The 25,546-nt window shown below is 60.7% G+C and carries 25 protein-coding genes; 11 read left to right on the plus strand and 14 right to left on the minus strand.

Annotated features, from left to right (window positions below):
• Positions 1-46: 46 nt before the first annotated feature.
• The 4 genes from ACIPZE_RS23400 to ACIPZE_RS23415 form a co-directional block, all read right to left on the minus strand.
• Positions 47-1,426 carry a M16 family metallopeptidase gene (locus ACIPZE_RS23400; protein WP_400775579.1) on the minus strand — a complete coding sequence of 460 codons (1,380 nt, stop codon included), beginning with the start codon at positions 1,424-1,426 and terminating at the stop codon, positions 47-49.
• Between the two features lie 168 nt (positions 1,427-1,594).
• Positions 1,595-3,253: a Na/Pi cotransporter family protein gene (locus tag ACIPZE_RS23405; RefSeq protein WP_283438207.1), complete on the minus strand. Its 1,659-nt coding sequence runs from the start codon at positions 3,251-3,253 to the stop codon at positions 1,595-1,597.
• 455 nt (positions 3,254-3,708) lie between these two features.
• A complete protein-coding gene (locus ACIPZE_RS23410) occupies positions 3,709-4,476 on the minus strand; it encodes a TerC family protein (protein WP_283438208.1) in 768 nt (255 codons plus the stop codon).
• Positions 4,477-4,546: 70 nt separating this feature from the next.
• Positions 4,547-5,854, minus strand: a complete 1,308-nt coding sequence (locus ACIPZE_RS23415; protein ID WP_007954069.1) for a CitMHS family transporter — start codon at positions 5,852-5,854, stop codon at positions 4,547-4,549.
• 322 nt (positions 5,855-6,176) lie between these two features.
• Here ACIPZE_RS23415 and ACIPZE_RS23420 point away from each other — a divergent pair, with 322 nt between their 5' ends.
• On the plus strand, positions 6,177-6,578 hold the full coding sequence (locus tag ACIPZE_RS23420; RefSeq protein ID WP_283438209.1) for a GFA family protein: 402 nt from the start codon (positions 6,177-6,179) through the stop codon (positions 6,576-6,578).
• Here ACIPZE_RS23420 and ACIPZE_RS23425 read toward each other — a convergent pair whose 3' ends face one another.
• Complete coding sequence (locus tag ACIPZE_RS23425) at positions 6,579-6,905, minus strand: DOPA 4,5-dioxygenase family protein (protein WP_283438210.1); 327 nt, start codon at positions 6,903-6,905, stop codon at positions 6,579-6,581.
• 80 nt (positions 6,906-6,985) lie between these two features.
• Here ACIPZE_RS23425 and ACIPZE_RS23430 point away from each other — a divergent pair, with 80 nt between their 5' ends.
• Complete coding sequence (locus ACIPZE_RS23430; protein WP_129387008.1) at positions 6,986-7,654, plus strand: NAD(P)-dependent oxidoreductase; 669 nt, start codon at positions 6,986-6,988, stop codon at positions 7,652-7,654.
• Between the two features lie 30 nt (positions 7,655-7,684).
• Here ACIPZE_RS23430 and ACIPZE_RS23435 read toward each other — a convergent pair whose 3' ends face one another.
• Entirely contained in the window at positions 7,685-8,635 is a 951-nt protein-coding gene (locus tag ACIPZE_RS23435) for a choline sulfate utilization transcriptional regulator (protein WP_400775584.1), read from the minus strand.
• Positions 8,636-8,749: 114 nt separating this feature from the next.
• On the opposite strand from ACIPZE_RS23435, the gene betC reads away from it, so the two are divergent.
• From betC to ACIPZE_RS23450, 3 genes are all read left to right on the plus strand, one after another.
• On the plus strand, positions 8,750-10,264 hold the full coding sequence (gene betC, locus ACIPZE_RS23440) for a choline-sulfatase (protein ID WP_400775585.1): 1,515 nt from the start codon (positions 8,750-8,752) through the stop codon (positions 10,262-10,264).
• Positions 10,265-10,280: 16 nt separating this feature from the next.
• Positions 10,281-11,201: a choline ABC transporter substrate-binding protein gene (gene choX, locus ACIPZE_RS23445; protein ID WP_283438214.1), complete on the plus strand. Its 921-nt coding sequence runs from the start codon at positions 10,281-10,283 to the stop codon at positions 11,199-11,201.
• A 171-nt stretch (positions 11,202-11,372) separates the two neighbouring features.
• The gene (locus tag ACIPZE_RS23450; protein WP_400775588.1) at positions 11,373-12,941 is read left to right on the plus strand and encodes a SulP family inorganic anion transporter; all 1,569 of its coding nucleotides are present in this window, start codon (positions 11,373-11,375) and stop codon (positions 12,939-12,941) included.
• 114 nt (positions 12,942-13,055) lie between these two features.
• On the opposite strand, the gene aroE is transcribed toward ACIPZE_RS23450, so the two are convergent.
• Positions 13,056-13,877 (minus strand): shikimate dehydrogenase, encoded by an 822-nt coding sequence (aroE, locus tag ACIPZE_RS23455; RefSeq protein WP_400775590.1) that lies wholly within the window; start codon positions 13,875-13,877, stop codon positions 13,056-13,058.
• A 9-nt stretch (positions 13,878-13,886) separates the two neighbouring features.
• On the minus strand, positions 13,887-14,801 hold the full coding sequence (gene hemF / locus ACIPZE_RS23460; protein WP_400775591.1) for an oxygen-dependent coproporphyrinogen oxidase: 915 nt from the start codon (positions 14,799-14,801) through the stop codon (positions 13,887-13,889).
• A gap of 149 nt (positions 14,802-14,950) precedes the next feature.
• On the opposite strand from hemF, the gene ACIPZE_RS23465 reads away from it, so the two are divergent.
• Positions 14,951-15,928, plus strand: coding sequence for an NADPH:quinone reductase (locus ACIPZE_RS23465; protein WP_129386986.1), 978 nt, complete (start codon positions 14,951-14,953; stop codon positions 15,926-15,928).
• Positions 15,929-16,016: 88 nt separating this feature from the next.
• Here ACIPZE_RS23465 and ACIPZE_RS23470 read toward each other — a convergent pair whose 3' ends face one another.
• From ACIPZE_RS23470 to ACIPZE_RS23480, 3 genes are all read right to left on the minus strand, one after another.
• The gene (locus tag ACIPZE_RS23470) at positions 16,017-16,574 is read right to left on the minus strand and encodes an L-threonylcarbamoyladenylate synthase (protein ID WP_129386983.1); all 558 of its coding nucleotides are present in this window, start codon (positions 16,572-16,574) and stop codon (positions 16,017-16,019) included.
• Positions 16,575-16,629: 55 nt separating this feature from the next.
• Positions 16,630-17,727: a DNA-processing protein DprA gene (gene dprA / locus ACIPZE_RS23475; protein WP_400775594.1), complete on the minus strand. Its 1,098-nt coding sequence runs from the start codon at positions 17,725-17,727 to the stop codon at positions 16,630-16,632.
• A gap of 83 nt (positions 17,728-17,810) precedes the next feature.
• Complete coding sequence (locus ACIPZE_RS23480) at positions 17,811-18,836, minus strand: LysM peptidoglycan-binding domain-containing protein (RefSeq protein ID WP_400775596.1); 1,026 nt, start codon at positions 18,834-18,836, stop codon at positions 17,811-17,813.
• A gap of 160 nt (positions 18,837-18,996) precedes the next feature.
• On the opposite strand from ACIPZE_RS23480, the gene def reads away from it, so the two are divergent.
• The 5 genes from def to ACIPZE_RS23505 all read left to right on the plus strand — a co-directional run bounded on the left by def (position 18,997) and on the right by ACIPZE_RS23505 (position 23,689).
• Positions 18,997-19,503 (plus strand): peptide deformylase, encoded by a 507-nt coding sequence (gene def, locus ACIPZE_RS23485; RefSeq protein ID WP_129386974.1) that lies wholly within the window; start codon positions 18,997-18,999, stop codon positions 19,501-19,503.
• Between the two features lie 57 nt (positions 19,504-19,560).
• Positions 19,561-20,520: a methionyl-tRNA formyltransferase gene (gene fmt / locus ACIPZE_RS23490; RefSeq protein ID WP_283438221.1), complete on the plus strand. Its 960-nt coding sequence runs from the start codon at positions 19,561-19,563 to the stop codon at positions 20,518-20,520.
• Positions 20,517-21,827 carry a 16S rRNA (cytosine(967)-C(5))-methyltransferase RsmB gene (gene rsmB / locus ACIPZE_RS23495; protein WP_400775599.1) on the plus strand — a complete coding sequence of 437 codons (1,311 nt, stop codon included), beginning with the start codon at positions 20,517-20,519 and terminating at the stop codon, positions 21,825-21,827. The genes fmt and rsmB overlap by 4 nt, the downstream gene beginning before the upstream one ends.
• Positions 21,828-21,849: 22 nt before the next feature.
• The gene (trkA, locus tag ACIPZE_RS23500) at positions 21,850-23,226 is read left to right on the plus strand and encodes a Trk system potassium transporter TrkA (protein WP_064389689.1); all 1,377 of its coding nucleotides are present in this window, start codon (positions 21,850-21,852) and stop codon (positions 23,224-23,226) included.
• 148 nt (positions 23,227-23,374) lie between these two features.
• Positions 23,375-23,689, plus strand: a complete 315-nt coding sequence (locus ACIPZE_RS23505; protein ID WP_283438223.1) for a tetratricopeptide repeat protein — start codon at positions 23,375-23,377, stop codon at positions 23,687-23,689.
• A gap of 4 nt (positions 23,690-23,693) precedes the next feature.
• On the opposite strand, the gene ACIPZE_RS23510 is transcribed toward ACIPZE_RS23505, so the two are convergent.
• The 3 genes from ACIPZE_RS23510 to tag form a co-directional block, all read right to left on the minus strand.
• Positions 23,694-23,933 carry a PilZ domain-containing protein gene (locus tag ACIPZE_RS23510; protein WP_201229523.1) on the minus strand — a complete coding sequence of 80 codons (240 nt, stop codon included), beginning with the start codon at positions 23,931-23,933 and terminating at the stop codon, positions 23,694-23,696.
• A gap of 108 nt (positions 23,934-24,041) precedes the next feature.
• Positions 24,042-24,929: a lysophospholipid acyltransferase gene (locus ACIPZE_RS23515; RefSeq protein WP_400775602.1), complete on the minus strand. Its 888-nt coding sequence runs from the start codon at positions 24,927-24,929 to the stop codon at positions 24,042-24,044.
• A 40-nt stretch (positions 24,930-24,969) separates the two neighbouring features.
• Positions 24,970-25,494 carry a DNA-3-methyladenine glycosylase I gene (gene tag / locus ACIPZE_RS23520; protein ID WP_400775624.1) on the minus strand — a complete coding sequence of 175 codons (525 nt, stop codon included), beginning with the start codon at positions 25,492-25,494 and terminating at the stop codon, positions 24,970-24,972.
• Positions 25,495-25,546: the final 52 nt, after the last annotated feature.

The following is a 25,546-nucleotide window of genomic DNA, read 5'->3' on the forward strand; positions in this document are numbered from 1 at the left end:
ACGCAATCCCCTGTAGGAGCTGCCGCAGGCTGCGATCTTTTGATCTTCAACCCCGCTTACGATGCAAACGCCAGCCGATCAGGATCAGCAACACCAGACCCAACCCGCCCGCACTCAGCCACAACACCTGATCATCACTGATCAACGGCTTCTCGATCCGCAAATACCCCGGTTGCAGCAGCAACTCACGCATGGCCTTGTTCGCCGCCGCCAGCGTCACCCCTTGCAGTTCGCGCGCGGGGTTGGCAAAGCGGCCATCTTCGTAATCGCCCAGCGCACTCCAGTAATAATCGGCCATCGCGCTGTTGCCCTGCACCGCCCACGCCTGATGGGCGATCGCCGCCTGTTTGATCCGCGCGAAGGTGTCGGCATCGAGGCCGTTTTTCAGCAGATCAGCCTTGAGGTCTTCGAGTACCTGGATGGCTTCGTCGACGTCATCGCGATCCAGATCGGCATTCAGGCTCATGAAGCCGACGCCACCAAACACTTCGCGCTCGGCCCACGGCCCGTACGACAAGCCGTGATTGAGGCGGATCTGCCGATATAGTGCCCAGTCGAGGTAATCCTTGAGGATGTCGAAGGTCTCGTCGTACTGATCGTCCAGCACCGGTTCCGGCACCAGCCAGTGCAACTTGGCGCTGTCGCCGATAAAACCACGGGTGAGGGTGCGCTCATGCGCAGCGCTGGTGCGAATGTCCGGCAGCGGCCGATGTTCACTCGGATCCACCGCTTCGAGGGCGCCCCAGGTGCGTTCCAGATAAGCCGGCAGCAATTTGTCGAGTTCACCGACGACGATCAGCGTCATGTTGTTCGGCGCGTACCAGGCCTTGCGCACCTTCTCCAGTTGCTCTTGAGTCAGGTGGCCGACCTCGGCGCGCTGCGGGCATTTCAGGCCCAGTTCGACGGCGAGCTGATTGCTTGCGGTGTGGCCGAGATCCTGACGGTCGAGAAAGCGTTGCAGACGCGTGTAATGGCCGCCGTCCTCGCGCTCGACCACGCGTTTGGCCGCATTGATGGCGTTGTCGTCGATGCGCGTTTGCGTGAGCAGGTCGAGCAGCAGGTCGAGCACCTTGCGCTGATTTTTCGCCGGGGCTTCGATGACGAACGTGGTGTCGGCGTTGCTGGTAAAGGCATTCCAGTCGCCACCCAGCGCCTGCATGCGTTCCTCCAGGCCACCTTCGCCAGTGGCGTCGATGCCGCTGAACAGCAGATGTTCGAGCAGGTGCGGCAGCTCTTTGTCATTGCAGTCGAAATCGTCGAGGCCGACGCCAACCACCAGTCGGATCGCCACATGCCCGCGCTCGGTGCCGGGCTTGAGCAACAACTGCAAACCGTTGGGCAGCGCATAGCCTTCGACCTGAAAACGATCCAGGGCAAAGGCGGGCAAGGAACCGAGCAACAGACAGGCGAACAACAGGCAACGCATAACAGGCTTCCATACGGCTGATTTGGAGATCCGTGTCGTCAGTCAGGGCCCCATCGCGAGCAGGCTCACTCCTACATTTGGAATGCGTTCCCCTGTAGGAGTGAGCCTGCTCGCGATAGCGACCTGAAGGCTGAATCAATGTAACTGACTAACACTGACCACAGACGTTCAAGGCGAATGCGTGATGTCGGCAATATCATCCGACTCCAGCGCCCCGGTGTCCGCCGTCTCCAGCACCACATAGGCACTGCCGCAGAACAGTGAATTCAACCGTTTCATGTCGGCAATCAACTCCAGGTGCAGCGAACTGGTTTCAATACTCTGCACGATCTTGCGTTGCAAACGGCTGACATGCGCATGGGCCAAACGACGCTCCTGCGCGCGAAAACGGCGTTTCTCGCGCAGCAATTGCCGGGCACTTTCGCGGTCGCCGCTGAGAAACACCGACAAGCCCAAGCGCAAATTGGCAATCAGTTGCTGCTGCAAACCAGCCAGGTCTTCCAGACCTTCCTCGGAAAACGAGCGGCGCTGCGAAGTCTTCTGCTGCTGAATCTTGCGCAGCATGCGTTCGATCAGGTCGGCGGCCAGTTTCAGGTTGATCGCCAGTTCGATGATCTCGGCCCAGCGCCGACTGTCCTGCTCGCCAAGATCCTCGCGGGGCATCTGCGCCAGGTACAGCTTGATCGCGCTGTACAGCGCTTCGACGTCGTCGGTGAGCCGGCGCATTTCCTGGGTGACAGCGGTCTGCTTGCCGCGCAACACATCGAGCGTGGCGTCGAGCATGTTGTCGAGCAGATCGCCCATGCGCAGGGTTTCCCGCGCGGCGTTGGCCAGCGCCAGACTCGGCGTGACCAGCGCAGTAGCGTCCAGATGCCGTGGTTTGGCGGTGCCGTTGACCTCCGGGCGCTCCGGCAGCAGCCACGCACACAAGCGCGCCATAGGCCCGACGCTTGGCAGCAGAATCAGGCAACGCGCAGTGTTGTAGAGCAGGTGGAAGCCGATGACCATTTCCTGCGGGCTGAAATCGAGGCTGTCGATCCAGTGCACCAGCGGGTCGAGCACCGGGATGATCAGCAGCAGGCCGATCAGTTTGTACAACAGACTGCCCAGCGCCACTTGCCGGCCGGCGGCGTTCTGCATGCTGGTGCTCATGAACGCAAGAATGCCGCTGCCGATATTGGCGCCGATCACCAGACCGATCGCTACCGGCAAACTGATCACACTGGCGCCGGCGAGGGTCGCGGTGAGCAGCACGGCGGCGAGGCTGGAGTAGGAAATCATCGCGAATAGCGCGCCGACCAAGGCGTCGAGGAGGATGTCGCCGGTCAGCGAGGCGAAAATCACCTTCACCCCTTGGGCGTGGGTGATCGGCGCGGCGGCCTCGACAATCAATTGCAGCGCGAGAATGATCAGCCCCAATCCGATGGCCACGCGGCCCATCTGCCCGAGCCGCGTCTGTTTGCGCGACAGAAAGAAAATCACCCCGAGAAAAATCAGCAGCGGCGACAGCCACGACAAGTCAAACGTCAGCACCCGCGCCATCAGCGCGGTACCGACGTCAGCGCCGAGCATGGTCGCCAGCGCCGGGGTCAGCGCCATCAGCCCCTGGCCGACGAAGGAAGTGACGAGCATGGCTGTAGCGTTGCTGCTTTGCACCATCGCGGTGACGACGATGCCAGCCACGAACGCGAGCCAGCGCTTGGACATGTTCTGGCCAATCACATGGCGCAGATTGGTGCCGTACACCCGCAAGATGCCGGTTCGAACGATGTGCGTGCCCCAGATCAACAAGGCCACGGCAGAAAGCAGATTGAGCAGGGTGAGCATGCAAACCCCCTGTATTAGCAGCGCCCCAGAGGAGCAAGTTGACGGTACCGCGCGGTTTCTACGTTTTTGATACTTAAGCTGTAGTTGGCTAACGGACTGGGCGCCAGCATTGCACAGCTAAAGTGTGGATTGAAACAAAAGTGTCATGAAAAGCGCTTCATGCACCTCTCAGATTTCGAATCCGCCAATGATCCTGTGGCGAGGGGATTTATCCCCGATGGGTCGCGCAGCGGCCCCCGTTGTTTAACCCAAAATCAGGGGACTGCTGCGCAGTCCATCGGGGATAAATCCCCTCGCCACAGGTTTTTGCGGGTACAAAAAAGTCTGGATGTTGCCCTAAACAAATGTGGGAGCGAGCCTGCTCGCGAAAGCGGTGGGTCAGCCAACATTGCTGTCGGCTGACACTCCGTCTTCGCGAGCAGGCTCGCTCCCACAGGGGTGTAGGGTGTTGCGTTTTACTGGCCCGGTACGTCCTTGCGCAGTTTCACCGGGTCTTGTTGCTGTTTCTTCTTGGCCATTGCGCCGCGCAGCTTGATGTTGATCGCCTCAACCGCCAGCGAGAAGCCCATGGCGAAGTAGACGTAGCCTTTCGGCACATGCACATCGAACGACTCGGCAATCAGCACGGTACCGACCACCAGCAGGAACGACAGCGCGAGCATTTTCAGCGACGGGTGCTTGTCGATGAACTCGCTGATCTTGCCCGACGCCAGCATCATCACCAGCACTGCCACAACGATCGCCGCGACCATCACTGGCACGTGGGAAACCATGCCGACAGCGGTGATCACCGAATCCAGCGAGAAGACGATGTCGATGATCGCGATCTGGATGATCGTGTAGAGGAAGTTGCCGCCCTTGCCGCCGGGGGTGTCGTCGCTTTCGTCTTCACCTTCCAGCGCGTGGTACATCTCTTGCGAGCTCTTCCACAGCAGGAACAGACCACCGAAGAACAGGATCAGGTCGCGGCCGGAAATGCCTTGGCCGAACACTTCGAACAGGTCGGCGGTGAGGCGCATGACCCAAGTGATCGACAGCAGCAACAGGATACGGGTGATCATGGCCAGGCCAAGACCGAAGATCCGGGTGCGCTGCTGCATGTGTTTGGGCATGCGGCTGACCAGGATCGAAATCATGATGATGTTATCGATGCCGAGGACGATTTCCAGGGCGGTCAGGGTGAAGAAGGCAACCCAGATTTCGGGGTTGGTCAGCCATTCCATGTGTATTCCTTTGAGCGTGTGTTAAACCAAGACGCCAGCAAGCAGCTGGCGTGTTGGTGAGTTGATGCCGTTACAAAGTGCTGAACAGCGGGAAAGTCCCCAACAGCAATGCAGCCACCAGTATGCACAGGCAGACCAGTACTGCCCACTTCAGGGTGAAACGTTGATGGTCACCGAACTCGATACCGGCCAGCGCCACCAGCAGGTACGTCGACGGCACCAGCGGGCTGAGCAAGTGGACGGGCTGACCGACGATCGAGGCACGCGCCATTTCCACTGCGGTGATGCCGTAATGGCTGGCCGCTTCGGACAATACCGGCAACACACCGTAGTAAAACGCGTCGTTCGACATGAAGAATGTGAACGGCATGCTCACCAGCGCCGTGATCACCGCCAGGTACGGGCCGAGGAAGTCCGGAATCACTGCCAACAGGCTTTTCGACATGGCGTCGACCATGCCGGTTCCGGACAGGATACCGGTGAAGATACCTGCGGCGAAAATCAGACTGACCACCGACAGCACGCTGCCGGCGTGGGCTGCGACCCGATCCTTCTGCATTTGCAGGCACGGGTAGTTGACGATCATCGCGATACTGAACGCGACCATGAACAGCACCGGCAGCGGCAGCAGGCCGGCGATCAGCGTGCACATCAGCGCCAGGGTCAGCAGGCCGTTGAACCAGATCAGTTTCGGACGGCGGGCATCCGGGAATTGCGACACGCTGATTTCGCTGTGATCGATCTCGTCGCCGATCAGGTGCAATTCACCCAGGCGTGCACGTTCACGTTTGCCGTAGAAGTAGGCAATGATCAGGATCGCCACCACACCGGCGGCCATCGCTGGAATCATCGGTACGAAAATGTCCGAAGGATCGACATGCAGCGCACTCGCCGCACGTGCGGTCGGGCCGCCCCACGGGGTCATGTTCATCACGCCACCGGCGAGAATGATCAGGCCGGCCATGATTCGCGGGCTCATGCCGATGCGGCTGTACAGCGGCAGCATCGCGGCCACGCAGATCATATAAGTGGTCGCGCCGTCACCATCGAGGGAGACGACGAGCGCCAGTACGGCGGTACCGACCGAAACTTTCAAAGGGTCGCCCTTGACCAGTTTGAGGATCTTGCGCACGGCCGGGTCGAACAGGCCGGAGTCGATCATCAGGGCGAAATAGAGAATGGCGAACATCAGCATCACGCCGGTCGGCGCGAGCTTGGTGATGCCTTCGAGCATCATCGGGCCGATCTTCGGTGCGAAACCACCGAACAGCGCGAACAGAATCGGGATGATGATCAGAGCGATCAGCGCGGACAGGCGCTTGGTCATGATCAAAAACATGAACGTGATGACCATGGCGAAGCCAAGGAAAGTCAGCATGGGAATACTCCAGGCGTAGCGCGGCTAGTTGAGTGAGCGGATCGGGCGGGATCAGCGCAGAACGCGAAGCACGAGGCGTACGGGCGGAGTTGAAGCGGGGAGGCGGGCTACAGAGGACATCAGAATCACCATTGTTGTTGTTAATTGGGCCGTTCGTGCGAGGCATCACACGCGTTGGCCAACCGGTCTGTTGCCGGAAGTGGAGGCGATCCTAATCGCGGAAGCTTTCAGCTACCTTTCGCTGAAGAAAGCTTTGAATGAACGGTCAACCGGCCGTCGGATACGGCTAGAGTCAATAAACCCGGGAAGGAGGGCTGTGGCCATGAGCCAATTGCACAGCGGCGGCTGTCATTGCGGACACATTCGTTATCAGTTCAGCGGGGCGTTGCAGGACATCGCCCACTGCCATTGTTCGATCTGCCGCAAGGTCAGCGGCGGAATCGTCACGACGTGGATCAGCGTGGCGGCAGCGAATTTCCAATGGCTGGCGGGGGCGCCTTCGCGCTATGACTCGTCCAGCAGCTGCGCGCGATTCTTCTGCCCGAACTGCGGCGCGCAACTGGCGTTGCTGACAATGCTCAGCCCCGAGAGCATCGACGTGACCATCGCCACCCTTGATCGCCCGGAGCGGGCGCCGGCTGAACGACACATCTGGACCGACAGCCAATTACCTTGGCTGCACCTGGATGAGCATCTGCCGGGCGAAGCCGAAGAAACGCTGTGATTAAAAAATAGACAGGTCCAGCGGCCGCATCGCGCCCATCCAGATCGCGTGCTCGGTATGGTCGAGCAAGTCATCGCCGGTGTCCGGGTGCAGGAACACCACCAGACCTTTGCGGTTCAGCGCCAGCCACGGCAGCACCTCGCCAATCAGCTCGGGGCCGAAGGCCAATTGGCAGCTCCAGTCCGGGTGCGGGCCGACCGGGCGTTCGTGGACGCGGCCCATCTTCAACGGGAATAACTGCGCAGCTTGCTCACATAACGCGCGCGCCTGACTGATGGTGACGGCGTCGAAATAGACGTGGGCGTGGTAGCCCTTGATCACTTGCATTGGAAAGCCTCAATCGGTTCGAACCCTCGGCGTTGCCCGTATGTCACACGCCATACAAGGGATAACAAAAGGGATCAGCCATGAAAAATGCCGAAACCCCGACGGTGAAAGTGGTGCTCTATGGTGCCATGGCCAGCCTGGGCGGTGCGTTGATGGCTGAATTGCTGCGCCGCCAGCATGAAGTCATCGCCATTCTCGACGATCTGACCGCACTTGCGCCGCGTCCGGGTTTGCGTACCAAAAGCGGCGATCTGTTCGATGTCGAGCGGGTCAATCAAAGCGTAGCGGGGAGTTCGGCGGTGATTTGCCTGCTGGATGCGCCGGGTTTGCCGTTCAGCAGTGATCACGTGGAAAGATCTGTGGTGCTGGGGCCGGTGGAACAGGTGCTGGCTGTCGATGCGCTGGTCGATGGCCTGCAACTGGCCAACGTCTCGCGACTGTTTCTGGTGGGCGATTTTGCCGTACTCGACGAGCCGGATCTGGATGATCGCCTGCAACGTCACGCTGCCGAGGAAATCCGCGAAGCCGTGCAAAGCAGCCCGCTGCGCTGGACGCTGGTGAATGCCCCGCACGGCGTGGCCGGACTGACCATCGAGCATTTCAGTCAGGTCGGCGGCAACCTGGAACCGGGCCTGGCCGAACCGCTGGAACGCCTGAATCGCGTGGCGGTCGGCATTGCCGATGAGCTGCGGCTGAATCTGCATGTGGGCGAACACGTAAATTTCATCGCCGCCACAGATCCCTCGTAGGAGCTGCCGCAGGCTGCGATCTTTTGCCCCTCAAACCGCAATCGAAGGCAACGCCAACCCGGCCAACGATTCGGCGCTGTTCGCCTGCTCCACCATCAACCAATCGACAAATTGCTGAATCAACACCCCACGTCGTTTGCGCTGCGGCAACACCACGTAATAACCCAACCGCGACAGCGTCGTTTCAGCAATCGGTCGACACAACAAACCCTGAGTCAGCAAGTTATCCACAAGGTGTCGCCAGCCAATCGCCACGCCTTGCCCGCCAATCGCCGCCTGGATCAATAGCGTGTAATTGTCGAAGCGCAATTGCCCCGGTGCCGGCGGCGTGTTGATGCCTAACTCGCGAAACAAGCCGCTCCAGTCAAACCAGTTGCTGCTGTTTTCGCCACGCAGATGCAACAACGGCAACTCCAGCAGCGCCTGAGCGGGCAAGGGCAGGGCGCGCTCCTTGAGCAATTGCGGGCTGCACACCGGGAACACTTCTTCGCTGAACAGCCAATGACTTTCGCCCTGCTTAAAACGCCCGTCGCCGAACAGGATTGCCACGTCGATATCGGTGCGCAGCATGTTGTGGTTGCGTTCGCTGGTCACCAAGCTGACATCGACATGCGGATTGGCTTCATGGAAGCGGTGCAGGCGCGGCATCAGCCAATACGCAGCGAAAGCGAAATCGGTGGCGACCTGCAGCACTTCATGTTGCTGCTGTGCACTGATTGCGCTCAATCCAGCGTCGATATTCTGCAAACCGAGGGAAACCTGCTCGAACAGGATGGCGCCGACTTCGGTCAATTCGATCCCGCGGTAAATGCGATCAAACAAGCGCGTGCCGAGTTGCTCTTCCAGGCGTTTGATCTGCTGGCTGATCGCCGGTTGCGTAGTGCCCAGCTCTACCGAAGCGGCGGTAAAACTGCGATGTCGCGCCGCCGCTTCGAATGCGCGCAACAGGTCGAGGGACAGATCACCCAAGGCTTCATACATAAGCTTTGCTTATCCTAGTCATTGCCCGGCGCGGGCTTTACCCGATACAGCATGGACTCCATGCTCGGTCGCAGCAATGTCGCATAAATATTCACTATGGAATGCCGCGATCACATGAAGCGCAAGAATATTCTTTTCATCATGGCCGATCAGATGGCCGCGCCAATGTTGCCGTTCTACGGCCCGTCGCCGATCAAACTGCCGAATCTTTCCCGCCTCGCCGCCCAAAGCGTGGTGTTCGACGCCGCTTACTGCAACAGCCCGTTGTGCGCGCCGTCGCGGTTTACCCTGGTCAGCGGCCAGTTGCCGAGCAAAATCGGCGCCTATGACAACGCCGCCGATTTCCCTGCCGATGTGCCTACTTACGCCCATTACTTGCGCCGTCTCGGCTACCGCACCGCGCTGTCGGGCAAGATGCATTTCTGCGGCCCCGATCAGTTACACGGTTACGAAGAGCGCCTGACCAGCGACATCTACCCGGCCGATTACGGCTGGGCAGTGAACTGGGATGAGCCGGACGTACGGCCGAGCTGGTATCACAACATGTCCTCGGTATTGCAGGCCGGGCCGTGCGTGCGCACCAACCAGCTCGATTTCGATGAAGAGGTGGTGTTCAAAGCGCAGCAGTATTTGTTTGATCACATCCGCGAGGATGGCGATCAGCCGTTCTGCCTGACTGTTTCAATGACGCACCCACACGACCCGTACACCATTCCCAAGGCGTTCTGGGATTTGTACGACGATGCCGATATCCCTTTGCCTACGTCCCCGGATCAACACGAACTCGATCCGCACTCGCAGCGCCTGCTCAAGGTTTACGACCTGTGGGATAAACCGCTGCCTGTGGATAAGATCCGTGATGCGCGCCGGGCGTACTTCGGTGCGTGCAGCTATATCGACGCCAACGTCGGCAAACTTCTGCAAACCCTCGAAGAAACCGGGCTGATCGATGACACCATCATCGTGTTCTCCGGCGACCACGGCGACATGCTCGGCGAGAAAGGCCTCTGGTACAAAATGCATTGGTACGAAATGGCTGCCCGCGTGCCGCTGTTAATCAGTGCGCCAGGGCAGTTCAATTCAGGTCGTGTCAGTGCTGCCGTATCCACTGCCGACCTGCTGCCAACTTTCGTGGAAATGGCCGGCGGAACGCTGGAACCGGGCCTGCCATTGGATGGCCGTTCGCTGGTCTCACACCTGCAAGGGCAGGGCGGCCATGACGAAGCGTTCGGCGAATACATGGCCGAAGGCACCGTCAGCCCGCTGATGATGATCCGTCGCGGCGCCTACAAATTTATCTACAGTGAAAGCGACCCTTGCCTACTCTTCGATGTAAGCAACGACCCGCGCGAACTAGAAGAACTCAGTCAATCGCCGCAATATCGCCCGCTGTTCGACGATTTTCTCGCTGAAGCGCGGGCCAAGTGGGACATTCCGGCGATTCACCGGGAGGTCCTCGCCAGCCAGCGCCGCCGCCGTTTTGTTGCCGAGGCGTTAACCATCGGCAAGCTGAAGAGCTGGGATCACCAGCCGCTGGTGGACGCCAGTCAGCAGTACATGCGCAACCACATCGATCTCGACGATCTGGAACGCAAAGCACGTTATCCACAACCCTGCCAAAACCAATAATGTTAAGGGGAAGTCCATGCGCAAGTTATCCACAGTAGTGACGGTCGGCCTGCTCGCGCTGAGCAGCGCTTCGGCCTTCGCCGAGCAAAGTTGCGAGACGGTGAAAATGGCCGACCCGGGCTGGAGCGACATCGCCGCGACCAACGCCATCACCGGGCTTCTGCTGGACGGCATGGGCTACAAGGCCAAGGTCGACACCCTCGCGGTGCCGATCACCTTTGGCGGTTTGAAGGATGGCCAGGTGGATGTGTTTCTCGGCAACTGGATGCCGGCGCAGCAGGGCTTCTACGACAAGTTCGTCGCCACCGGTGACGTCACGCAACTGGCGAAGAACCTCGACGGCACCGAGTTCACCCTCGCCGTGCCCGACTACGTGTGGGACGCGGGTGTGCATAACTTCGCCGACCTGAACAAATACGCCGACAAATTCGAGCGCAAGATCTACGGCATTGGTTCGGGTGCGCCAGCGAATATCTCGCTGCAGGAAATCATCAAGAAGAACGACTTCGACATGGGCCAGTGGAAGCTGATCGAGTCCAGCGAACAGGCGATGCTCGCCGAAGTGTCGCGGGCGGTGAAGAAACAGAAATTCGTCACCTTCCTCGGCTGGACCCCGCACCCGATGAACGTGCAGTTGAAGATGCATTACCTGAAGGGCGGCGAGAAGTACTTCGGCGACACCGGCAGCGTGTTTACGCTGACGCGCAAGGGTTACGCCGAGGCCTGTCCGAATGTGGGTAAATTGCTGACCAATCTTTCGTTCACTCAGGCGATGGAGAACAGCATCATGGCTGAGGTGGTGAACAAGAAGGTCACTAATGCCGAGGCGGCGAAGGCGTGGATCAAGGCGAACCCGGCGGTGCTGGATAAGTGGCTGGATGGGGTGAAGACGGTTGACGGGAAGGATGCGTTGGCGGCGGTCAAAGCCAAGCTCTGATTTAGCGCGCACAGATCGTTCCCACGCTCCGCGTGGGAATGCCGCAACGGACGCTCCGCGTTCGGCTTTGAATGGGACGCAGAGCGTCCCGGGCTGCATTCCCACGCAGAGCGTGGGAACGATCGGCGTAAGGGCTGATAACCTTGCATAAAACCCCAACCGCGAGGACCCATGGCCTTTCCCAGCCGCCACTCTCTCTTCCCTTTCCTGACCTGGCTACCGCGGCAAACCCGCGCCAGCGTCGGACGGGACCTGATCGTCGGCCTCAGCGGTGCGATTCTCGCGTTACCCCAGTCGATTGCCTACGCGCTGATCGCCGGTCTGCCACCTGAGTACGGTCTGTATGCCGCGATCATCCCGGTATTGATCGCTTGCCTGTGGGGTTCATCGTGGCATCTGATTTGCGGCCCGACCGCAGCGATTTCGATTGTGCTGTACGCCAGCGTCAGTCCCTTGGCTGTGCCGGCGTCGCAGGACTACATCACCCTGATCCTGCTGCTGACCTTCCTCGCCGGGGTTTTCCAGTGGCTGCTCGGTTTGCTGCGCTTCGGCGCGCTGGTGAATTTCGTCTCGCATTCGGTGGTGCTGGGTTTCACCCTTGGCGCGGCAGTGGTGATTGCTATCGGGCAATTGCCGAATCTGCTGGGTCTGGAATTGCCGGCTAAAGCCACGGCGCTGGCGAGTCTGATGGATCTGCTGCAACACCTTAGGGCTGTGGATAAACCTTCGCTGGTGCTCGGCTTGGCCACGGTGGTGGTCGGCATCGTCCTGAAACAACTGCTGCCGCGCTGGCCGACGCTGTTGATAACGTTGATCCTGGCCAGTCTGCTGGTGTGGTTGTGGCCGGCGATGTTCGGCCATGTGCACCTGGTCAGTGCGTTCGTTGGACGCTTGCCGCCGTTCAGTGGCTTGCCGCTGGATCTGGATTTGATTTTGCGCCTGCTGCCGAGCGCCGTGGCGGTGGGCATGCTCGGGCTGGTCACCAGCCTGTCGATCGCGCGGTCGATTTCGGCGCGATCGCAGCAATTACTCGATGCCAATCAGGAAGTGCGTGCGCAAGGTTTATCGAACATTGTCGGGGCGTTCTTTTCCGGATCGTTGTCGGCCGGATCATTTACCCGCTCGGGTTTGAGTTACGAGGCGGGCGCCTGCTCGCCTCTGGCCGGGATTTTTTCAGCGATCTGGGTGGGGTTGTTTGCGATCTTCGGCGCGGGGCTGATTTCACACATTCCAATTCCGGCGATGGCGGGCAGCATTCTGCTGATTGCCTGGGGACTGGTGGATCATCGCGGCATTCGCTCGTTGCTGCGAGTCAGCCGTGCCGAATTCGTGGTAATGGCGCTGACGTGTCTCGCGACCTTGCTGCTGGAGTTGCAGACGGCGATTTATGCTGGCGTGCTGGCGTCGCTGTTTTTCTACCTCAAGCGCACTTCGCAACCACGTGTGCAGCATTGGCGCGACGGTGAGGACGATGTTTTACGCGTCGGCGGCTCGATCTTTTTCGGCGCCAGCCATTACCTGCAAGTGCGCCTGCAGCGCATGCACGGCGCGCGGGTGGTGATCGAGGCGCAGCAGATCAACTTCATCGATTATTCGGGGGTGGCGATGCTGCATCAGGAGGCGCGGCGCTTGTTGAGCCAGAATCGCAGTTTGACCTTGCGCCGGGCGCGGCCGCAGGTGGTGGAGGAGTTGAGGAAGCTTGAAGGGCCGGAGAAATGTCCGATCCGGTTTGAGGATTGATCTGATAGCACCGCATAAAACTGTAGGAGTGAGCCTGCTCGCGATAGCGGAGTGTCAGATAAAACCTTATCAACTGACACTCCGCTATCGCGAGCAGGCTCACTCCTACAAGGATTATTGCGCTAGTTGGCGGCGCAGTTCGGCCAGCACTGGCGCCGTATCAGGCCGCACACCCCGCCACAAAAAGAACGCCTCAGCGGCTTGCTCCGCCAACATCCCCAAACCATCCATCGACACCGCCGCGCCATGCTCGCTGGCCCAGCGGCAGAACGCCGTCGGTTCCTTGCCGTACATCATGTCGTAGCACAGGGTCTTGCCCGGCTCGATCAGGCTCGGCGCAATCGGCGGCACATCGCCGGTCAGGCTCGCCGATGTAGCGTTGATGATCACGTCCACCGGCTCGCGCAGCCAGTCAAAACCACTGGCCGACACCGGCCCCAGATCGCAGAACAACTCCGCCAGCAACTCAGCCTTGTCGACCGTGCGATTGGCGACGATCACCGACGCCGGTTTCCCCGCCAGCAATGGCTCCAGCGCCCCACGCACCGCGCCGCCAGCACCGAGCAGCAGGATGCGTTTGCCGCTCAGGCTGAACCCGGCGTTCACCGTCAGGTCACGCACCAGCCCGGCGCCATCGGTGTTATCGCCGAGCAGCGAACCGTCGGCCAGTTTGCTCAAGGTGTTCACCGCGCCGGCGCGCTCTGCGCGAGCAGTCAGGCTGTTGGCCAGACGGTAGGCGTCTTCCTTGAACGGCACGGTCACGTTGGCACCGCGACCGTCTACGAAAAACGCCTTGGCGCAGCCAGAAAAGTCGTCCAGCGGCGCCAGCAAGGTGCTGTAGTCGATCTGCTGTCCGGTCTGCTCGGCGAACAAATTGTGAATCATCGGCGATTTGCTGTGGCCGATCGGGTTACCGAAAACGACGTAACGATCCATCAGTAATCCTCAGGCCTGGGCCAGCCAGTCGCGGTCTTGCAGGAAGTATTCGGTCAGGCGCGCTTCTTCGCTGCCGGGCTCGGCTTTCCAGTCGTAGCCCCAGCGCACTTGCGGCGGCAGCGACATCAGAATCGACTCGGTACGCCCGCCCGATTGCAGGCCGAACAGCGTGCCCCGGTCGTAAACCAGATTGAATTCGACGTAGCGGCCACGGCGAAATTCCTGGAATTCACGCTGCTGGGCGGTGAAGGCATCGTTTTTCCGGCGCTGCACGATCGGCAAATACGCATCGATGTAGGCGTCGCCAATGGCGCGCATGAAGGCGAAGCTGGTGTCGAAGTCCCACTCGTTCAAATCATCGAAGAACAGCCCGCCGATGCCGCGCGGTTCGTGGCGATGCTTGATGTGGAAGTAGGTGTCGCACCAGGCTTTGTAGCGCGGGTAGATGTCCGGTCCGAATGGCGCGCAAGCCTGTTGAGCAACGCGATGCCAATGGATGCAGTCTTCTTCGTTGCCGTAATACGGGGTCAGGTCGAAGCCACCACCGAACCACCAGACCGGCTCTTCACCTTCCTTCTCGGCGATGAAAAAGCGCACGTTGGCGTGGGACGTCGGCACATGCGGGTTGTGCGGGTGAATCACCAGCGACACGCCGAGGGCTTCAAAACCGCGACCGGCCAATTCCGGGCGATGAGCGCTGGCCGACGGTGGCAGACCGTTGCCGTAGACGTGGGAAAAGTTGACGCCGCCCTTTTCGATCAGCGTGCCGTTCTCGATCACGCGGGTGCGACCGCCACCGCCCGCCGGCCGGGTCCAGGCGTCTTCGACGAAGCGCGTGCCGCCGTCTTCGGTTTCGAGTGCAGCGCAGATGCGGTCTTGCAGGTCGAGCAGATAGGCCTTTACGGCGTCGGTGCGGGTCGTCATGGCTTCACCTTGAATCGGGCGGCGCCCCGCAGGCGGGCGACGCAAATGGGCGCGTAGCATACCACTGCAGACTGGCGCGCCGCAGTTGACGAAGATCAAGCATGGGAGTTGGATAGGGGGTTCACGACAGACCCAAGGAGAGCAGGCAGATGGCAAAGCGTATCCAGTTCCGCGCCCACGGCGGCCCCGAAGTGCTCGAATTTGTTGACTACGAACCCGCTGCGCCCGGCCCCAATCAAGTGCGCGTGGCGAACAAGGCGATCGGCCTGAACTTCATCGACACCTATTTCCGCAGCGGTCTGTACGCGCCGCCAGCCTTGCCGTCCGGTCTCGGTGCGGAAGGTGCAGGCGTGGTTGACGCGGTTGGCAGCGGCGTCACCCGCTTCAAGGTCGGTGATCGTGTGGCGTATGGCAGTGGCCCATTGGGGGCTTACAGCGAGTTGCACGTGTTGCCCGAAGCCAATCTGGTGAAACTGCCGGATGAAATCAGCTTCGAAACGGCCGCTGGGGTAATGCTCAAGGGCCTGACCGTGCAGTATCTGCTGCGTCAGACTTATGAACTGAAAGGTGGCGAAACCATTCTGTTCCACGCCGCTGCCGGTGGTGTCGGTTCGCTGGCCTGCCAATGGGCCAAGGCCCTGGGCGTGAAGCTGATCGGCACGGTCAGTTCGAAAGAGAAGGCCGAACTGGCCAAGGCCAATGGTGCGTGGGCGACCATTGATTACAGCCATGAGAACGTTGCCGAGCGCGTGCTGGCGCTGACCGATGGCAAGAAAGTCCCGGTGGTGTACGACGGTGTGGGCAAGGACACCTGGCTGACTTCGCTGGACAGCGTTGCACCGCGTGGTCTGGTGGTGAGCTTCGGCAATGCGTCGGGTGCGGTGGACGGGGTGAATCTGGGGATTCTTTCGGCGAAGGGTTCGCTGTACGTGACGCGGCCGACGTTGGCGACTTATGCCAATAACGCTGAGAATTTGCAGCGGATGGCGGATGAGCTGTTTGAGATGATCATCAGCGGCAAGATCAAGGTGGATATCAGTCAGCGCTATTCGTTGGCGGATGCGGCCAAAGCGCAGACTGAGCTGTCGGCTCGACGGACGACAGGTTCAACCATTCTGTTGCCTTGACCGGCCCCATCGCGAGCAGGCTCACTCCTACAGGGGAACGCATTCCAAATGTAGGAGTGAGCCTGCTCGCGATGGGAGCAACTCGGTTCTAAGCCGGGCGTACGACGTTGCCCGTGGCCAGATCACGAATCAGGCTCGGGTTCTTGCGCCCACCCAATTCCCCGCCCAGCACCAGATCAATCTGCCCCCGGAAATACTGCTCGACGCGCAACCGCGTGCGCGCCGCCGGGCGTCCTTGCGGGTTGGCCGAGGTCGAAATCAACGGCCCGACCATCGAACACAAATCGCGCACTTGTGGATGATCACTAACGCGCAACGCCACAGTGTCGTGCACGCCCGTCACCCATTCCGGCAACAAGCCCTGATGCGGCACCAGCCAGGTGTTCGGCCCCGGCCAGGTACTGGCCATGCGGTCGATCCATTCTTGCGGGAAGTCTTCGAACAGGAAATCGAACTGGCGAATGTTGTCGGCCACCAGAATCAGGCCCTTGTCGACCGAGCGATTCTTGATCGCCAGCAGCCGATCCACCGCCTCTTCATTCCACGGGTCGCAACCCAGCCCCCAGACGGCTTCGGTTGGATAGGCAATCACCGCCCCGGCGCGAATCTCTCGTGCGGCTTGTTGCACACGCCAACTGTTGACCATGAAAAAACTCTCCGCAAACAAGTTTCGCGCAGTTTACCGATCTTCCTTGTAAAACCTAGCTCACCCGCGCAAACCAGCGGCCGTTTTCGCATACCGCGCGGCCATCCATTTCCAGTTCGGTCAGGGCTGCCAGCACTTTCGGTAACGCCCAGCCGCTGCTGTCGGCCAGACCTTCGCTGGTATGCGGCGCGGCGTGGAGTAGGGCGAGCAACGGGTGATCGACTTTCGCTGTGTCTGTGGACAACGGCAAATGCTGCCAGCCGCGCAGCGCTTCGAGAATGTGTTCGATGGTTTCCACCAGCACCGCACCGTCGCGAATCAATTGGTGACAACCGCGCGCACCGGGGTGATGGATCGAGCCGGGGATTGCATACACCTCGCGCCCCTGTTCCGCCGCCAGCCGCGCAGTGATCAATGAACCACTGGCGACGCTGGCCTCGACCACCAGCACACCGAGCGACAAGCCGCTGATGATCCGGTTACGCCGCGGGAAGTTGCTCGGCGTCGGCCCGGCGTCCAGCGGAAACTCCGAAACCACCGCGCTGCCAGACGCAATCATCGCGTCAGCCAGGCGCCGATTGCGCTGTGGATAAAAATTTTCCAGGCCGGTGCCCAACACACCCACGGTCAAGCCACCGACATCCAGTGCCGCCTGATGCGCGGCGGCATCAATACCCAGTGCGAGACCACTGGTGATGACAAAACCAGCCCCGGCAAGGCTGCGCGAGAACGCCGCCGCCGTATCCATCCCCGGGCGTGAGGCACGACGGCTGCCGACCATCGCCAGTTGTGGTTTTTCCAGAATCAGTGGGTCGCCAGCAACAAACAGCAGCGGCGGCGGATCGGGAATCTGCGCCAGCAGCGCCGGATAATCCGCCTGATCGGACATCAGCAAATGATGCTCCGGGCGCTCTAGCCAGCGCATTGCATGGCTGGCGCCATCGCGCACCTCAGGACTGCGCCGCGCTTCGGCGCAGGCCGCCGGCATTCCCAGCGAGCGCCAGGCACTCGCTGGCGCGCTGATGGCTTTGGACGCCGAGCCGAAGGCTTCGAGCAATTTGGCAAAGCGCTTCGGACCGATTTCCGGCAAGCGGTGCAGGCGCAGGCGCGCTTCCAGTTCCGCCGGCGAAACCGGCGTGCAGACAGAGAGCATCGTGGATCATCCTTGATCGTTATAAGTCCCGAACCATTCGGAACAAGCTGTGGATAACTCTGTTGGTAACTTGTGAAGCAAGCTTACGGATTTCGCACCTTGTCGAGCACCGCCAGCGAGCGTGAAGCATTGAGGACAAGGCCATAGCTGAGCTTGTCGTAAGTGCGGAACACCATCAGCAACCCGGCGCGTTCGTCGGGAATTTTCAGCGGCTGGCCGGTAATGCGGTCACGCACGGTCTCGCCGGTTTTCATCACCACCAGCACATTGCCTTCGGCCAGACCGTCACGCTTGCCCTTGTTCAGGGTGACCACGTCCATCACGCCGATCTGCGTGACGCCGCGCGGCACGTCGATGATCACGCCGTTGATGGCGCTGGTCGGCGCGCTGGGCATGAAGGTCGAATTAATAGAACGCTCTTCACCGCTGAACAAGCGGTCACCGAGGCGCACTTCCTGGGTGGTGCGTTGCAGCGCGAGGGTAGCGACGTCGCCTTCGGTGGCAACGATTTCGCCACCGCCGATGTCATCGGCGTTGATCCCGAGAAACTCCTTGGTCTGCGGATCGGTGTAGACCTTGCCCTGACGGAAGATGCCGTACACCGGCTGATTCGGGTCGAAATGGCCGCGCGCAAAGATACGGTCACCGGTACCGCTGAGCACGCGTTCGGCATCGCCGGCAACGATATATGGCGCCTTGTCGAACTCCTCGACCTTGTCGACGATGCGGTTGCTCAGCAGAAAACTGTTGATCGACTTGAGCGGAATGCTCGGAATCGCCTCGGCCACCGGGCTGGTGCGGATCCGTGGCGAAAGCTTGATGGTGCCGCGCGACTCACCGCGATTGAGCATCAGGCGGGGCTGACCGTTGACGTAACTGAGCGTCAGCGTGTCGCCAGGGTAGATCAGGTTGGGGTTTTCAATCTGCGGATTGGCCCGCCACAGCTGCGGCCATTGCCAGGGTTCGCGCAGGTATTTGCCGGAAATGTCCCAGAGTGTGTCACCCGCAACCACCGTGTATTGCTGTGGAAAATCATCCCTGAGTTGCACCTGCCCTTGCGCCACGCCGGCCGAAGCCAGCCACAGCAGGGCGAGTAGTGTTTTCCTCATGCAGTGAATCCCTTTATCATGTGCGTTCGCGTGAACCGTCAGAGCCCCCGTGGCTCGCTTGAGCAAATTGCACAAGCTACGCTTCACAACGGTAGCCTGCATCTTCGGACCTGCCAGGCCATCGCCCGACTTTACTCAATACGTGCAGCAATCAAAGCCTATGGCCATTTTAGACATCCTCGAATTTCCGGACCCGCGTCTGCGCACTATCGCCAAACCAGTGGCTGTAGTGGACGACGAAGTGCGTCAGTTGGTCGACGACATGTTTGAAACAATGTATGAAGCGCCGGGCATCGGCCTTGCCGCGACCCAGGTCAACGTGCACAAACGTATCGTCGTGATGGACCTTTCCGAAGACCGCACCGAACCCCGGGTGTTCATCAACCCTGAGTTCGAATCGCTGACCGACGAAATGGAGCAATACCAGGAAGGTTGCCTGTCGGTCCCGGGTTTCTACGAAAACGTCGATCGCCCGCAGAAGGTCAGGATCAAGGCGCTGGACCGCGACGGCAAGCCCTATGAACTGATCGCCGAAGGCCTGCTCGCGGTGTGCATCCAGCACGAATGCGACCACCTCAACGGCAAATTGTTCGTCGATTACCTGTCCACGCTCAAACGCGACCGGATCAAGAAGAAACTGGAAAAGCAGCACCGCCAGAACGCTTGATGCCCCTCTTCAAAGGCTTGCTGCGGCAAGCCTTTTTCTTTTTATGAGACTCCCTTCATGACTGAGCCACTGCGCATCGTTTTTGCCGGCACCCCGGAATTCGCCGCCGAACACCTCAAGGCCCTGCTGAGCAGCCCTTACGAGATCGTTGCGGTCTACACCCAACCGGATCGTCCGGCCGGTCGCGGGCAAAAACTGATGCCGAGCCCGGTCAAACAGCTCGCGCTGGAAAACAATATCCAGGTGTTGCAGCCGCCAACGTTGCGCAACGCCGATGCGCAGGCTGAACTGGCCGCACTGAAGCCGGATTTGCTGGTGGTGGTCGCCTACGGCCTGATCCTGCCGCAAGTGGTGCTGGATATTCCGCGTCTGGGCTGCATCAACAGCCACGCCTCGTTGCTGCCACGCTGGCGCGGTGCGGCACCGATTCAGCGCGCCGTCGAACACGGTGATGCCGAAAGCGGCGTGACCGTGATGCGCATGGAAGCCGGCCTCGACACCGGGCCGATGCTGCTCAAGGTCACCACCCCGATCAGCGCTGAAGACACGGGCGGCAGCCTGCACGACCGTCTCGCCGAGATGGGCCCGCCGGCCGTGGTGCAGGCGATTGCCGGTCTGGCTGCTGGCACCCTTGAAGGCGAAGTGCAGAACGATGAACTCGCCACTTACGCGCACAAACTCAACAAAGACGAAGCACGCATCGACTGGAGCCGTCCGGCGGTTGAGTTGGAGCGCTTGGTGCGCGCCTTCAATCCATGGCCGATTACCCACAGCACCCTCAACGGTGAAGCGCTGAAAGTACTGGCGGCAACCATTGCCGACGGCAAAGGCGCGCCGGGTGAAATCCTCAGCGCCAGCAAGGACGGACTGATCATCGCCTGCGGTGAACAGGCGCTGAGCCTGACCCGCCTGCAATTGCCCGGCGGCAAGGCGCTGAACTTCAGCGATCTGTTCAACAGCCGTCGCGAGAAATTCGCCGTCGGCACCGTGCTCGGCGCAGTGGTGGACGCGCAATGAATCCGCGTCTGGCCGCCGCCAAGGCACTCGCCGCCGTCCTCAGTGGCAAAGCTTCGTTGAACAGCTCACTGCCGACGCAACTGGACAAGGTCGAGGATCGCGATCGCGGTTTCACTCAGGATCTGGCCTTTGGCACCGCGCGCTGGCAGCCACGTCTGTCGGCGCTGGCCGAGAAGCTGCTGCAGAAACCGTTCAAAGCTGCGGATGCCGATGTCGAAGCGCTGCTGCTGGTCGGTCTCTATCAGTTGCTCTACACCCGCGTGCCGGCCCACGCCGCCATCGGCGAAACCGTCGGTTGCGCCGACAAGCTGAAAAAGCCTTGGGCGAAGGGCCTGCTCAACGCCGTGCTGCGCAATGCCCAGCGCGAAAGCGAGACGATTTTCGCCGAACTGGAGCGCGATCCAGTGGTGCGCACTGCTCACCCGCGCTGGTTGCAAAAGTCCCTGAAAGCCTTCTGGCCGGAACAGTGGGAAGCCATCTGTGAGGCGAACAACGCGCATCCGCCGATGATCCTGCGGGTCAATCGCCGCCATCACAGCCGCGACGCTTACCTCGGTCTGCTGACTGAGGCCGGCATTGCTGCGACGCCGTGCTTGTACAGCCGCGACGGCATCATCCTCGAAGCCGCCGCCGACGTGCGCAGCCTGCCGGGTTTCGCCGAAGGCTGGATCAGCGTGCAGGACGAAGCCGCGCAACTGGCCGCTGACCTGCTCGACCTGGCGCCGGGCCAACGCGTGCTCGACGCCTGCTGCGCGCCGGGCGGCAAGACCTGCCACATCCTCGAAGCCGAACCGGCACTGGCCGGCGTGGTGGCGGTGGATCTGGAAGCCAAGCGTCTGGTGCGAGTCAAAGAAAACCTTGAACGCCTGGGTCTGGACGCCGAACTGATCGCTGCCGATGGCCGTGACATCGACAAATGGTGGGACGGCAAACCGTTCCAGCGCATCCTCCTCGATGCACCATGCTCGGCCACCGGCGTGATCCGTCGCCATCCGGACATCAAGTTGACCCGTCAGCCCGACGACATCGTCGCCCTCGCGCAACTGCAAGGCGAGCTGCTCGAGGCGATGTGGAAAACCCTCGAAGTCGGCGGCATCCTGCTCTACGCGACCTGCTCGACCTTGCCGACCGAAAACACCGAAGTCATCGCCGCGTTCCTTGAGCGCACGCCTGGCGCCCGCGAACTGGATCTGGCCACCACGGCAGGGATAAAACAGCCCCACGGCCGCCAATTGCTGGCCCAGCAGGGTGGCCATGACGGTTTCTACTACGCCAAGCTGATCAAGATCGCTGCCGCGCGCGGCTAAACGGATTCAACGGAGTGACTGGATGAAAATCATCATTCTCGGTGCGGGACAGGTCGGCGGTTCGCTGGCGGAACACCTGGCCAGCGAGGCCAACGACATTACCGTGGTCGATACCGACGGCGAACGCCTGCGCGACCTCGGCGATCGCCTCGACATCCGTACCGTGCAGGGCCGTGGCTCGCTGCCGTCGGTGTTGCGTCAGGCCGGTGCCGATGACGCCGACATGCTGGTGGCGGTGACCAACAGCGACGAAACCAACATGGTCGCCTGCCAGGTCGCCCACACGCTGTTCCACACCCCGACCAAGATCGCCCGGGTGCGTGAAGCGTCCTACCTCAATCGCGAGGAACAACTGTTCCAGAACGAAGCGATCCCGGTCGACGTGCTGATCAGCCCCGAGCAAGTGGTGACCAACTACATCAAGCGCCTGATCCAGCATCCGGGTGCCTTGCAGGTCATCGATTTCGCCGAAGGTGCGGCGCAACTGGTGGCGGTGCGTGCCTATTACGGCGGGCCGTTGGTGGGTCAGCAACTGCGCCAGTTGCGCGAGCACATGCCGAACGTCGAAACCCGCGTCGCGGCGATTTTCCGCCGTGACCGGCCGATCCTGCCGCAGGGCGATACGGTGATCGAGGCCGACGATGAAGTCTTCTTCATCGCCGCGCGTGAGAATATTCGCGCGGTGATGAGTGAAATGCGCCGTCTCGATGAAACCTACAAACGCATCGTCATTGCGGGCGGCGGGCAGATCGGCGAGCGTCTGGCCGAGGCCATCGAAAGCCGTTATCAGGTGAAGATCATCGAGATGAATCCGGCGCGTTGCCGTTATCTCTCCGACACCCTCGACAGCACCGTGGTGTTGCAGGGCAGTGCGTCCGACCGCGATTTGCTGCTGGAAGAGAACATTGCCGACGCCGACATCTTCCTCGCGCTGACCAACGATGACGAAGCCAACATCATGTCGTCGCTGCTGGCGAAACGGCTGGGGGCGAAGAAGGTCATGACGATCATCAACAACCCGGCCTACGTCGATTTGATTCAGGGCGGCGACATCGACATCGCCATCAGCCCGCAACTGGCGACCATCGGCACCTTGCTGGCCCACGTGCGCCGTGGCGATATCGTCAGCGTGCACTCATTGCGGCGCGGCGCGGCGGAGGCGATCGAGGCGATTGCCCACGGTGATGCGAAATCGAGCAAGGTGATTGGCAAGCCGATCGAGAAAATCGGCCTGCCGCCGGGCACCACGATCGGTGCGGTGATCCGCAACGAACAAGTGATCATCGCCCACGACGACACGGTGATCGAAGCGGGCGACCATGTGATTCTGTTCCTTGTGGATAAAAAGCATATTCGCGATGTGGAGAAGCTGTTTCATGTGGGGTTGAGCTTTTTCTGAGGCTTGCGCTGACGGCACTGGCGCCTTCGCGAGCAGGCTCGCTCCCACAGGGGAAACGCATTCCAAAATGTGGGAGCGAGCCTGCTCGCGAAAGCGGCCTCACTAAACAAGATCAATACCTGACACTCCGCCGATAAGGAATCCACCCATGCTCGAATCCCTGGAAAAAATGCTCGCCAAGGGTGTGGATAACTCTCTGCTGCGCTTCGGCTTGGGCAAGGGCTATCTGGATCTGGGCGAAAATGCCAAAGCCGCCGAGCATTTCCAGCGTTGTGTCGGCTTTGATCCGAAGTATTCCGCCGCTTGGAAACTGTTAGGAAAGGCGCAACTCGCGCTGGACGATCACGCCGCTGCGCGTCAGGCGTGGGAGCAAGGTCTGGAAGCGGCCCGCGCCCATGGCGACAAACAGGCCGAGAAAGAAATGACCGTGTTTCTCAAGAAGCTCGATCGACAGGCGCAGTAGGGTTTTACAAATACCGCAGGCCGATGCCTTCGGCGTCGACCGTCACCACTTCCATCCGCACTCGCGGCGCGCCTGTGGGTAAGTCCTGCACCTGGCCATAAACCACCGCGCCTTTGGGCAATGAAGCCAGGCGCGGGTGCTGGACGTACACGCCAGTCGGGGACAGGTTGCGGGTTTGCCCGAGGCATTCGCCGAAGCTGTCGTGGGTGATTTTGATGCGGAAGGATTTGCGGTGTTCGGACATCTTGGTGCGCCCTTTTTTGAACGAGTTGTGGATAACTGAAGGAGCAAGATCAAAAGATCGCAGCCTGCGGCAGCTCCTACAAGTTATCCACAGAGTGTGCCAACTTCGTTAATACCAGCGCTCTTCGCCGGGTGGGCGCTTTTTGAAGCGTTTCATGCTCCACATGTACTGGCTCGGATACGCCGCCACGTAACGCTCAACCACTTTGCTCATCGCTGCGCAAGACTCGGCGATGTCGGTGCTGTACATGGCTTCGGGCGCGGCTTCGAGGATCACTTTGTAGCCAGAACCGTCGGGCAAGCGCAGCGCATGCAGGAATACGCCGACGGCTTTGCCACCGGCCAACATGTTCGGCACGAATTTGCTGGTCAGCGCTTGAGTGGCGAAGAACGGCACGAAGATCCCGGCGGATTCGGCTGGTTCCGGGTCAGCGGGGATGCCCACTGCACCACCTTTGCGCACTTCTTTGATGACGCTGAGGATGCCTTCCTTGGTGGAGGCGGCGACTTTGTTGCCCAGTTGCACGCGCTGTTTGCGTAGCAAATCGTCCACAGCCTTGAGCTTTGGCGGGCGGTAGAAAATGATTGGTTTGCACTGGCTGCAATAGAAGTGATTGAGCACTTCCCAGTTGCCCAGGTGGCTGGTGATGCCGACCACGCCTTTGCCCGAGGCCAAGGCGTCTTTCAGCACGTCGAGGCCTTCGACTTCGCGCACCAGATCAATCGAACGCTGCGCCGGCCAAATCCACGCGCAGGCGCTTTCAGTCAGCGACTTGCCGATGTCTTTCAGGCTTTGGCCGACCAGACGCTCACGTTCGGTCGCATCCATCTGTGGAAAACATTTGGCGAGGTTGATCCGCACCACGTCGCGGGAGCGGTTGGGGGTTTTCCACATGATCCAGCCGATCGCCGAACCCACGGCCTGTACGGCCCGCCATGGCAGCAGGGCAAACAGCCGCAGAGCGCCTACCAGCAAGGCGCCTTTAAACTTTTCCACAGGTCACTCCTGATCTTGTGCGGTGCGCGAGGCGGCCATTCTAACCGCCGTTGGCGAGCTGCGCGTAGCGGTCGCAGTCTTGGGTGTGGTCCATGACCATGCCCGAGGCCTGCATCAGTGCGTAGCAAATGGTCGGGCCGACGAACGTGAACCCGGCCTTTTTCAGGCCTTTGCTCATCGCCAGCGCTTCGGGGGTGATCGCCGGGACTTCGCTGCGATCCTTGAAATGATTGATGATCGGTTGGTCGCCGACGAACGACCAGAGGAACCCCACTGGATCCTCCAGCGCCAGCCAGGCCTGGGCATTGCGGCGGGCGGCATTGAGTTTGAGGCGGTTGCGGATGATCCCCGGATCGAGCATCAACTCGTCGATTTCAGCGTCGCTCATTTGCGCCACGCGCTGTACGTCGAAGCCGAACAACACCTCGCGATAACGCTCGCGTTTGCGCAACACGGTGATCCACGACAGCCCGGCCTGGAACCCTTCGAGCAAAAGCAACTCGAACAAACCCTGCGCATCGCGTAGCGGCGTGCCCCACTCCTGATCGTGATAAGCCCTGTACAGCGGAGCGTCGGTACACCAATCGCAGCGGGGCGGAAGGCTCCAGGGGGTGGAG

Origin of the sequence: Pseudomonas sp. NPDC089741, assembly GCF_044748825.1 — a bacterium.
In the GTDB taxonomy this organism is placed as follows: Bacteria; Pseudomonadota; Gammaproteobacteria; order Pseudomonadales; family Pseudomonadaceae; genus Aquipseudomonas; species Aquipseudomonas helmanticensis.

What these genes read in the sequence shown, in the direction of transcription:
- ACIPZE_RS23400 (WP_400775579.1), bottom strand. Translation starts at nt 1,426, where the DNA reads ATGCGTTGCCTGTTGTTCGCCTGTCTGTTGCTCGGTTCCTTGCCCGCC.
- ACIPZE_RS23405 (WP_283438207.1), bottom strand. Translation starts at nt 3,253, where the DNA reads ATGCTCACCCTGCTCAATCTGCTTTCTGCCGTGGCCTTGTTGATCTGG.
- ACIPZE_RS23410 (WP_283438208.1), bottom strand. Translation starts at nt 4,476, where the DNA reads ATGGAATGGCTGACCAACCCCGAAATCTGGGTTGCCTTCTTCACCCTG.
- ACIPZE_RS23415 (WP_007954069.1), bottom strand. Translation starts at nt 5,854, where the DNA reads ATGCTGACTTTCCTTGGCTTCGCCATGGTCATCACGTTCATGTTTTTG.
- ACIPZE_RS23420 (WP_283438209.1), top strand. Translation starts at nt 6,177, where the DNA reads ATGAGCCAATTGCACAGCGGCGGCTGTCATTGCGGACACATTCGTTAT.
- ACIPZE_RS23425 (WP_283438210.1), bottom strand. Translation starts at nt 6,905, where the DNA reads ATGCAAGTGATCAAGGGCTACCACGCCCACGTCTATTTCGACGCCGTC.
- ACIPZE_RS23430 (WP_129387008.1), top strand. Translation starts at nt 6,986, where the DNA reads ATGAAAAATGCCGAAACCCCGACGGTGAAAGTGGTGCTCTATGGTGCC.
- ACIPZE_RS23435 (WP_400775584.1), bottom strand. Translation starts at nt 8,635, where the DNA reads ATGTATGAAGCCTTGGGTGATCTGTCCCTCGACCTGTTGCGCGCATTC.
- betC (WP_400775585.1), top strand. Translation starts at nt 8,750, where the DNA reads ATGAAGCGCAAGAATATTCTTTTCATCATGGCCGATCAGATGGCCGCG.
- choX (WP_283438214.1), top strand. Translation starts at nt 10,281, where the DNA reads ATGCGCAAGTTATCCACAGTAGTGACGGTCGGCCTGCTCGCGCTGAGC.
- ACIPZE_RS23450 (WP_400775588.1), top strand. Translation starts at nt 11,373, where the DNA reads ATGGCCTTTCCCAGCCGCCACTCTCTCTTCCCTTTCCTGACCTGGCTA.
- aroE (WP_400775590.1), bottom strand. Translation starts at nt 13,877, where the DNA reads ATGGATCGTTACGTCGTTTTCGGTAACCCGATCGGCCACAGCAAATCG.
- hemF (WP_400775591.1), bottom strand. Translation starts at nt 14,801, where the DNA reads ATGACGACCCGCACCGACGCCGTAAAGGCCTATCTGCTCGACCTGCAA.
- ACIPZE_RS23465 (WP_129386986.1), top strand. Translation starts at nt 14,951, where the DNA reads ATGGCAAAGCGTATCCAGTTCCGCGCCCACGGCGGCCCCGAAGTGCTC.
- ACIPZE_RS23470 (WP_129386983.1), bottom strand. Translation starts at nt 16,574, where the DNA reads ATGGTCAACAGTTGGCGTGTGCAACAAGCCGCACGAGAGATTCGCGCC.
- dprA (WP_400775594.1), bottom strand. Translation starts at nt 17,727, where the DNA reads ATGCTCTCTGTCTGCACGCCGGTTTCGCCGGCGGAACTGGAAGCGCGC.
- ACIPZE_RS23480 (WP_400775596.1), bottom strand. Translation starts at nt 18,836, where the DNA reads ATGAGGAAAACACTACTCGCCCTGCTGTGGCTGGCTTCGGCCGGCGTG.
- def (WP_129386974.1), top strand. Translation starts at nt 18,997, where the DNA reads ATGGCCATTTTAGACATCCTCGAATTTCCGGACCCGCGTCTGCGCACT.
- fmt (WP_283438221.1), top strand. Translation starts at nt 19,561, where the DNA reads ATGACTGAGCCACTGCGCATCGTTTTTGCCGGCACCCCGGAATTCGCC.
- rsmB (WP_400775599.1), top strand. Translation starts at nt 20,517, where the DNA reads ATGAATCCGCGTCTGGCCGCCGCCAAGGCACTCGCCGCCGTCCTCAGT.
- trkA (WP_064389689.1), top strand. Translation starts at nt 21,850, where the DNA reads ATGAAAATCATCATTCTCGGTGCGGGACAGGTCGGCGGTTCGCTGGCG.
- ACIPZE_RS23505 (WP_283438223.1), top strand. Translation starts at nt 23,375, where the DNA reads ATGCTCGAATCCCTGGAAAAAATGCTCGCCAAGGGTGTGGATAACTCT.
- ACIPZE_RS23510 (WP_201229523.1), bottom strand. Translation starts at nt 23,933, where the DNA reads ATGTCCGAACACCGCAAATCCTTCCGCATCAAAATCACCCACGACAGC.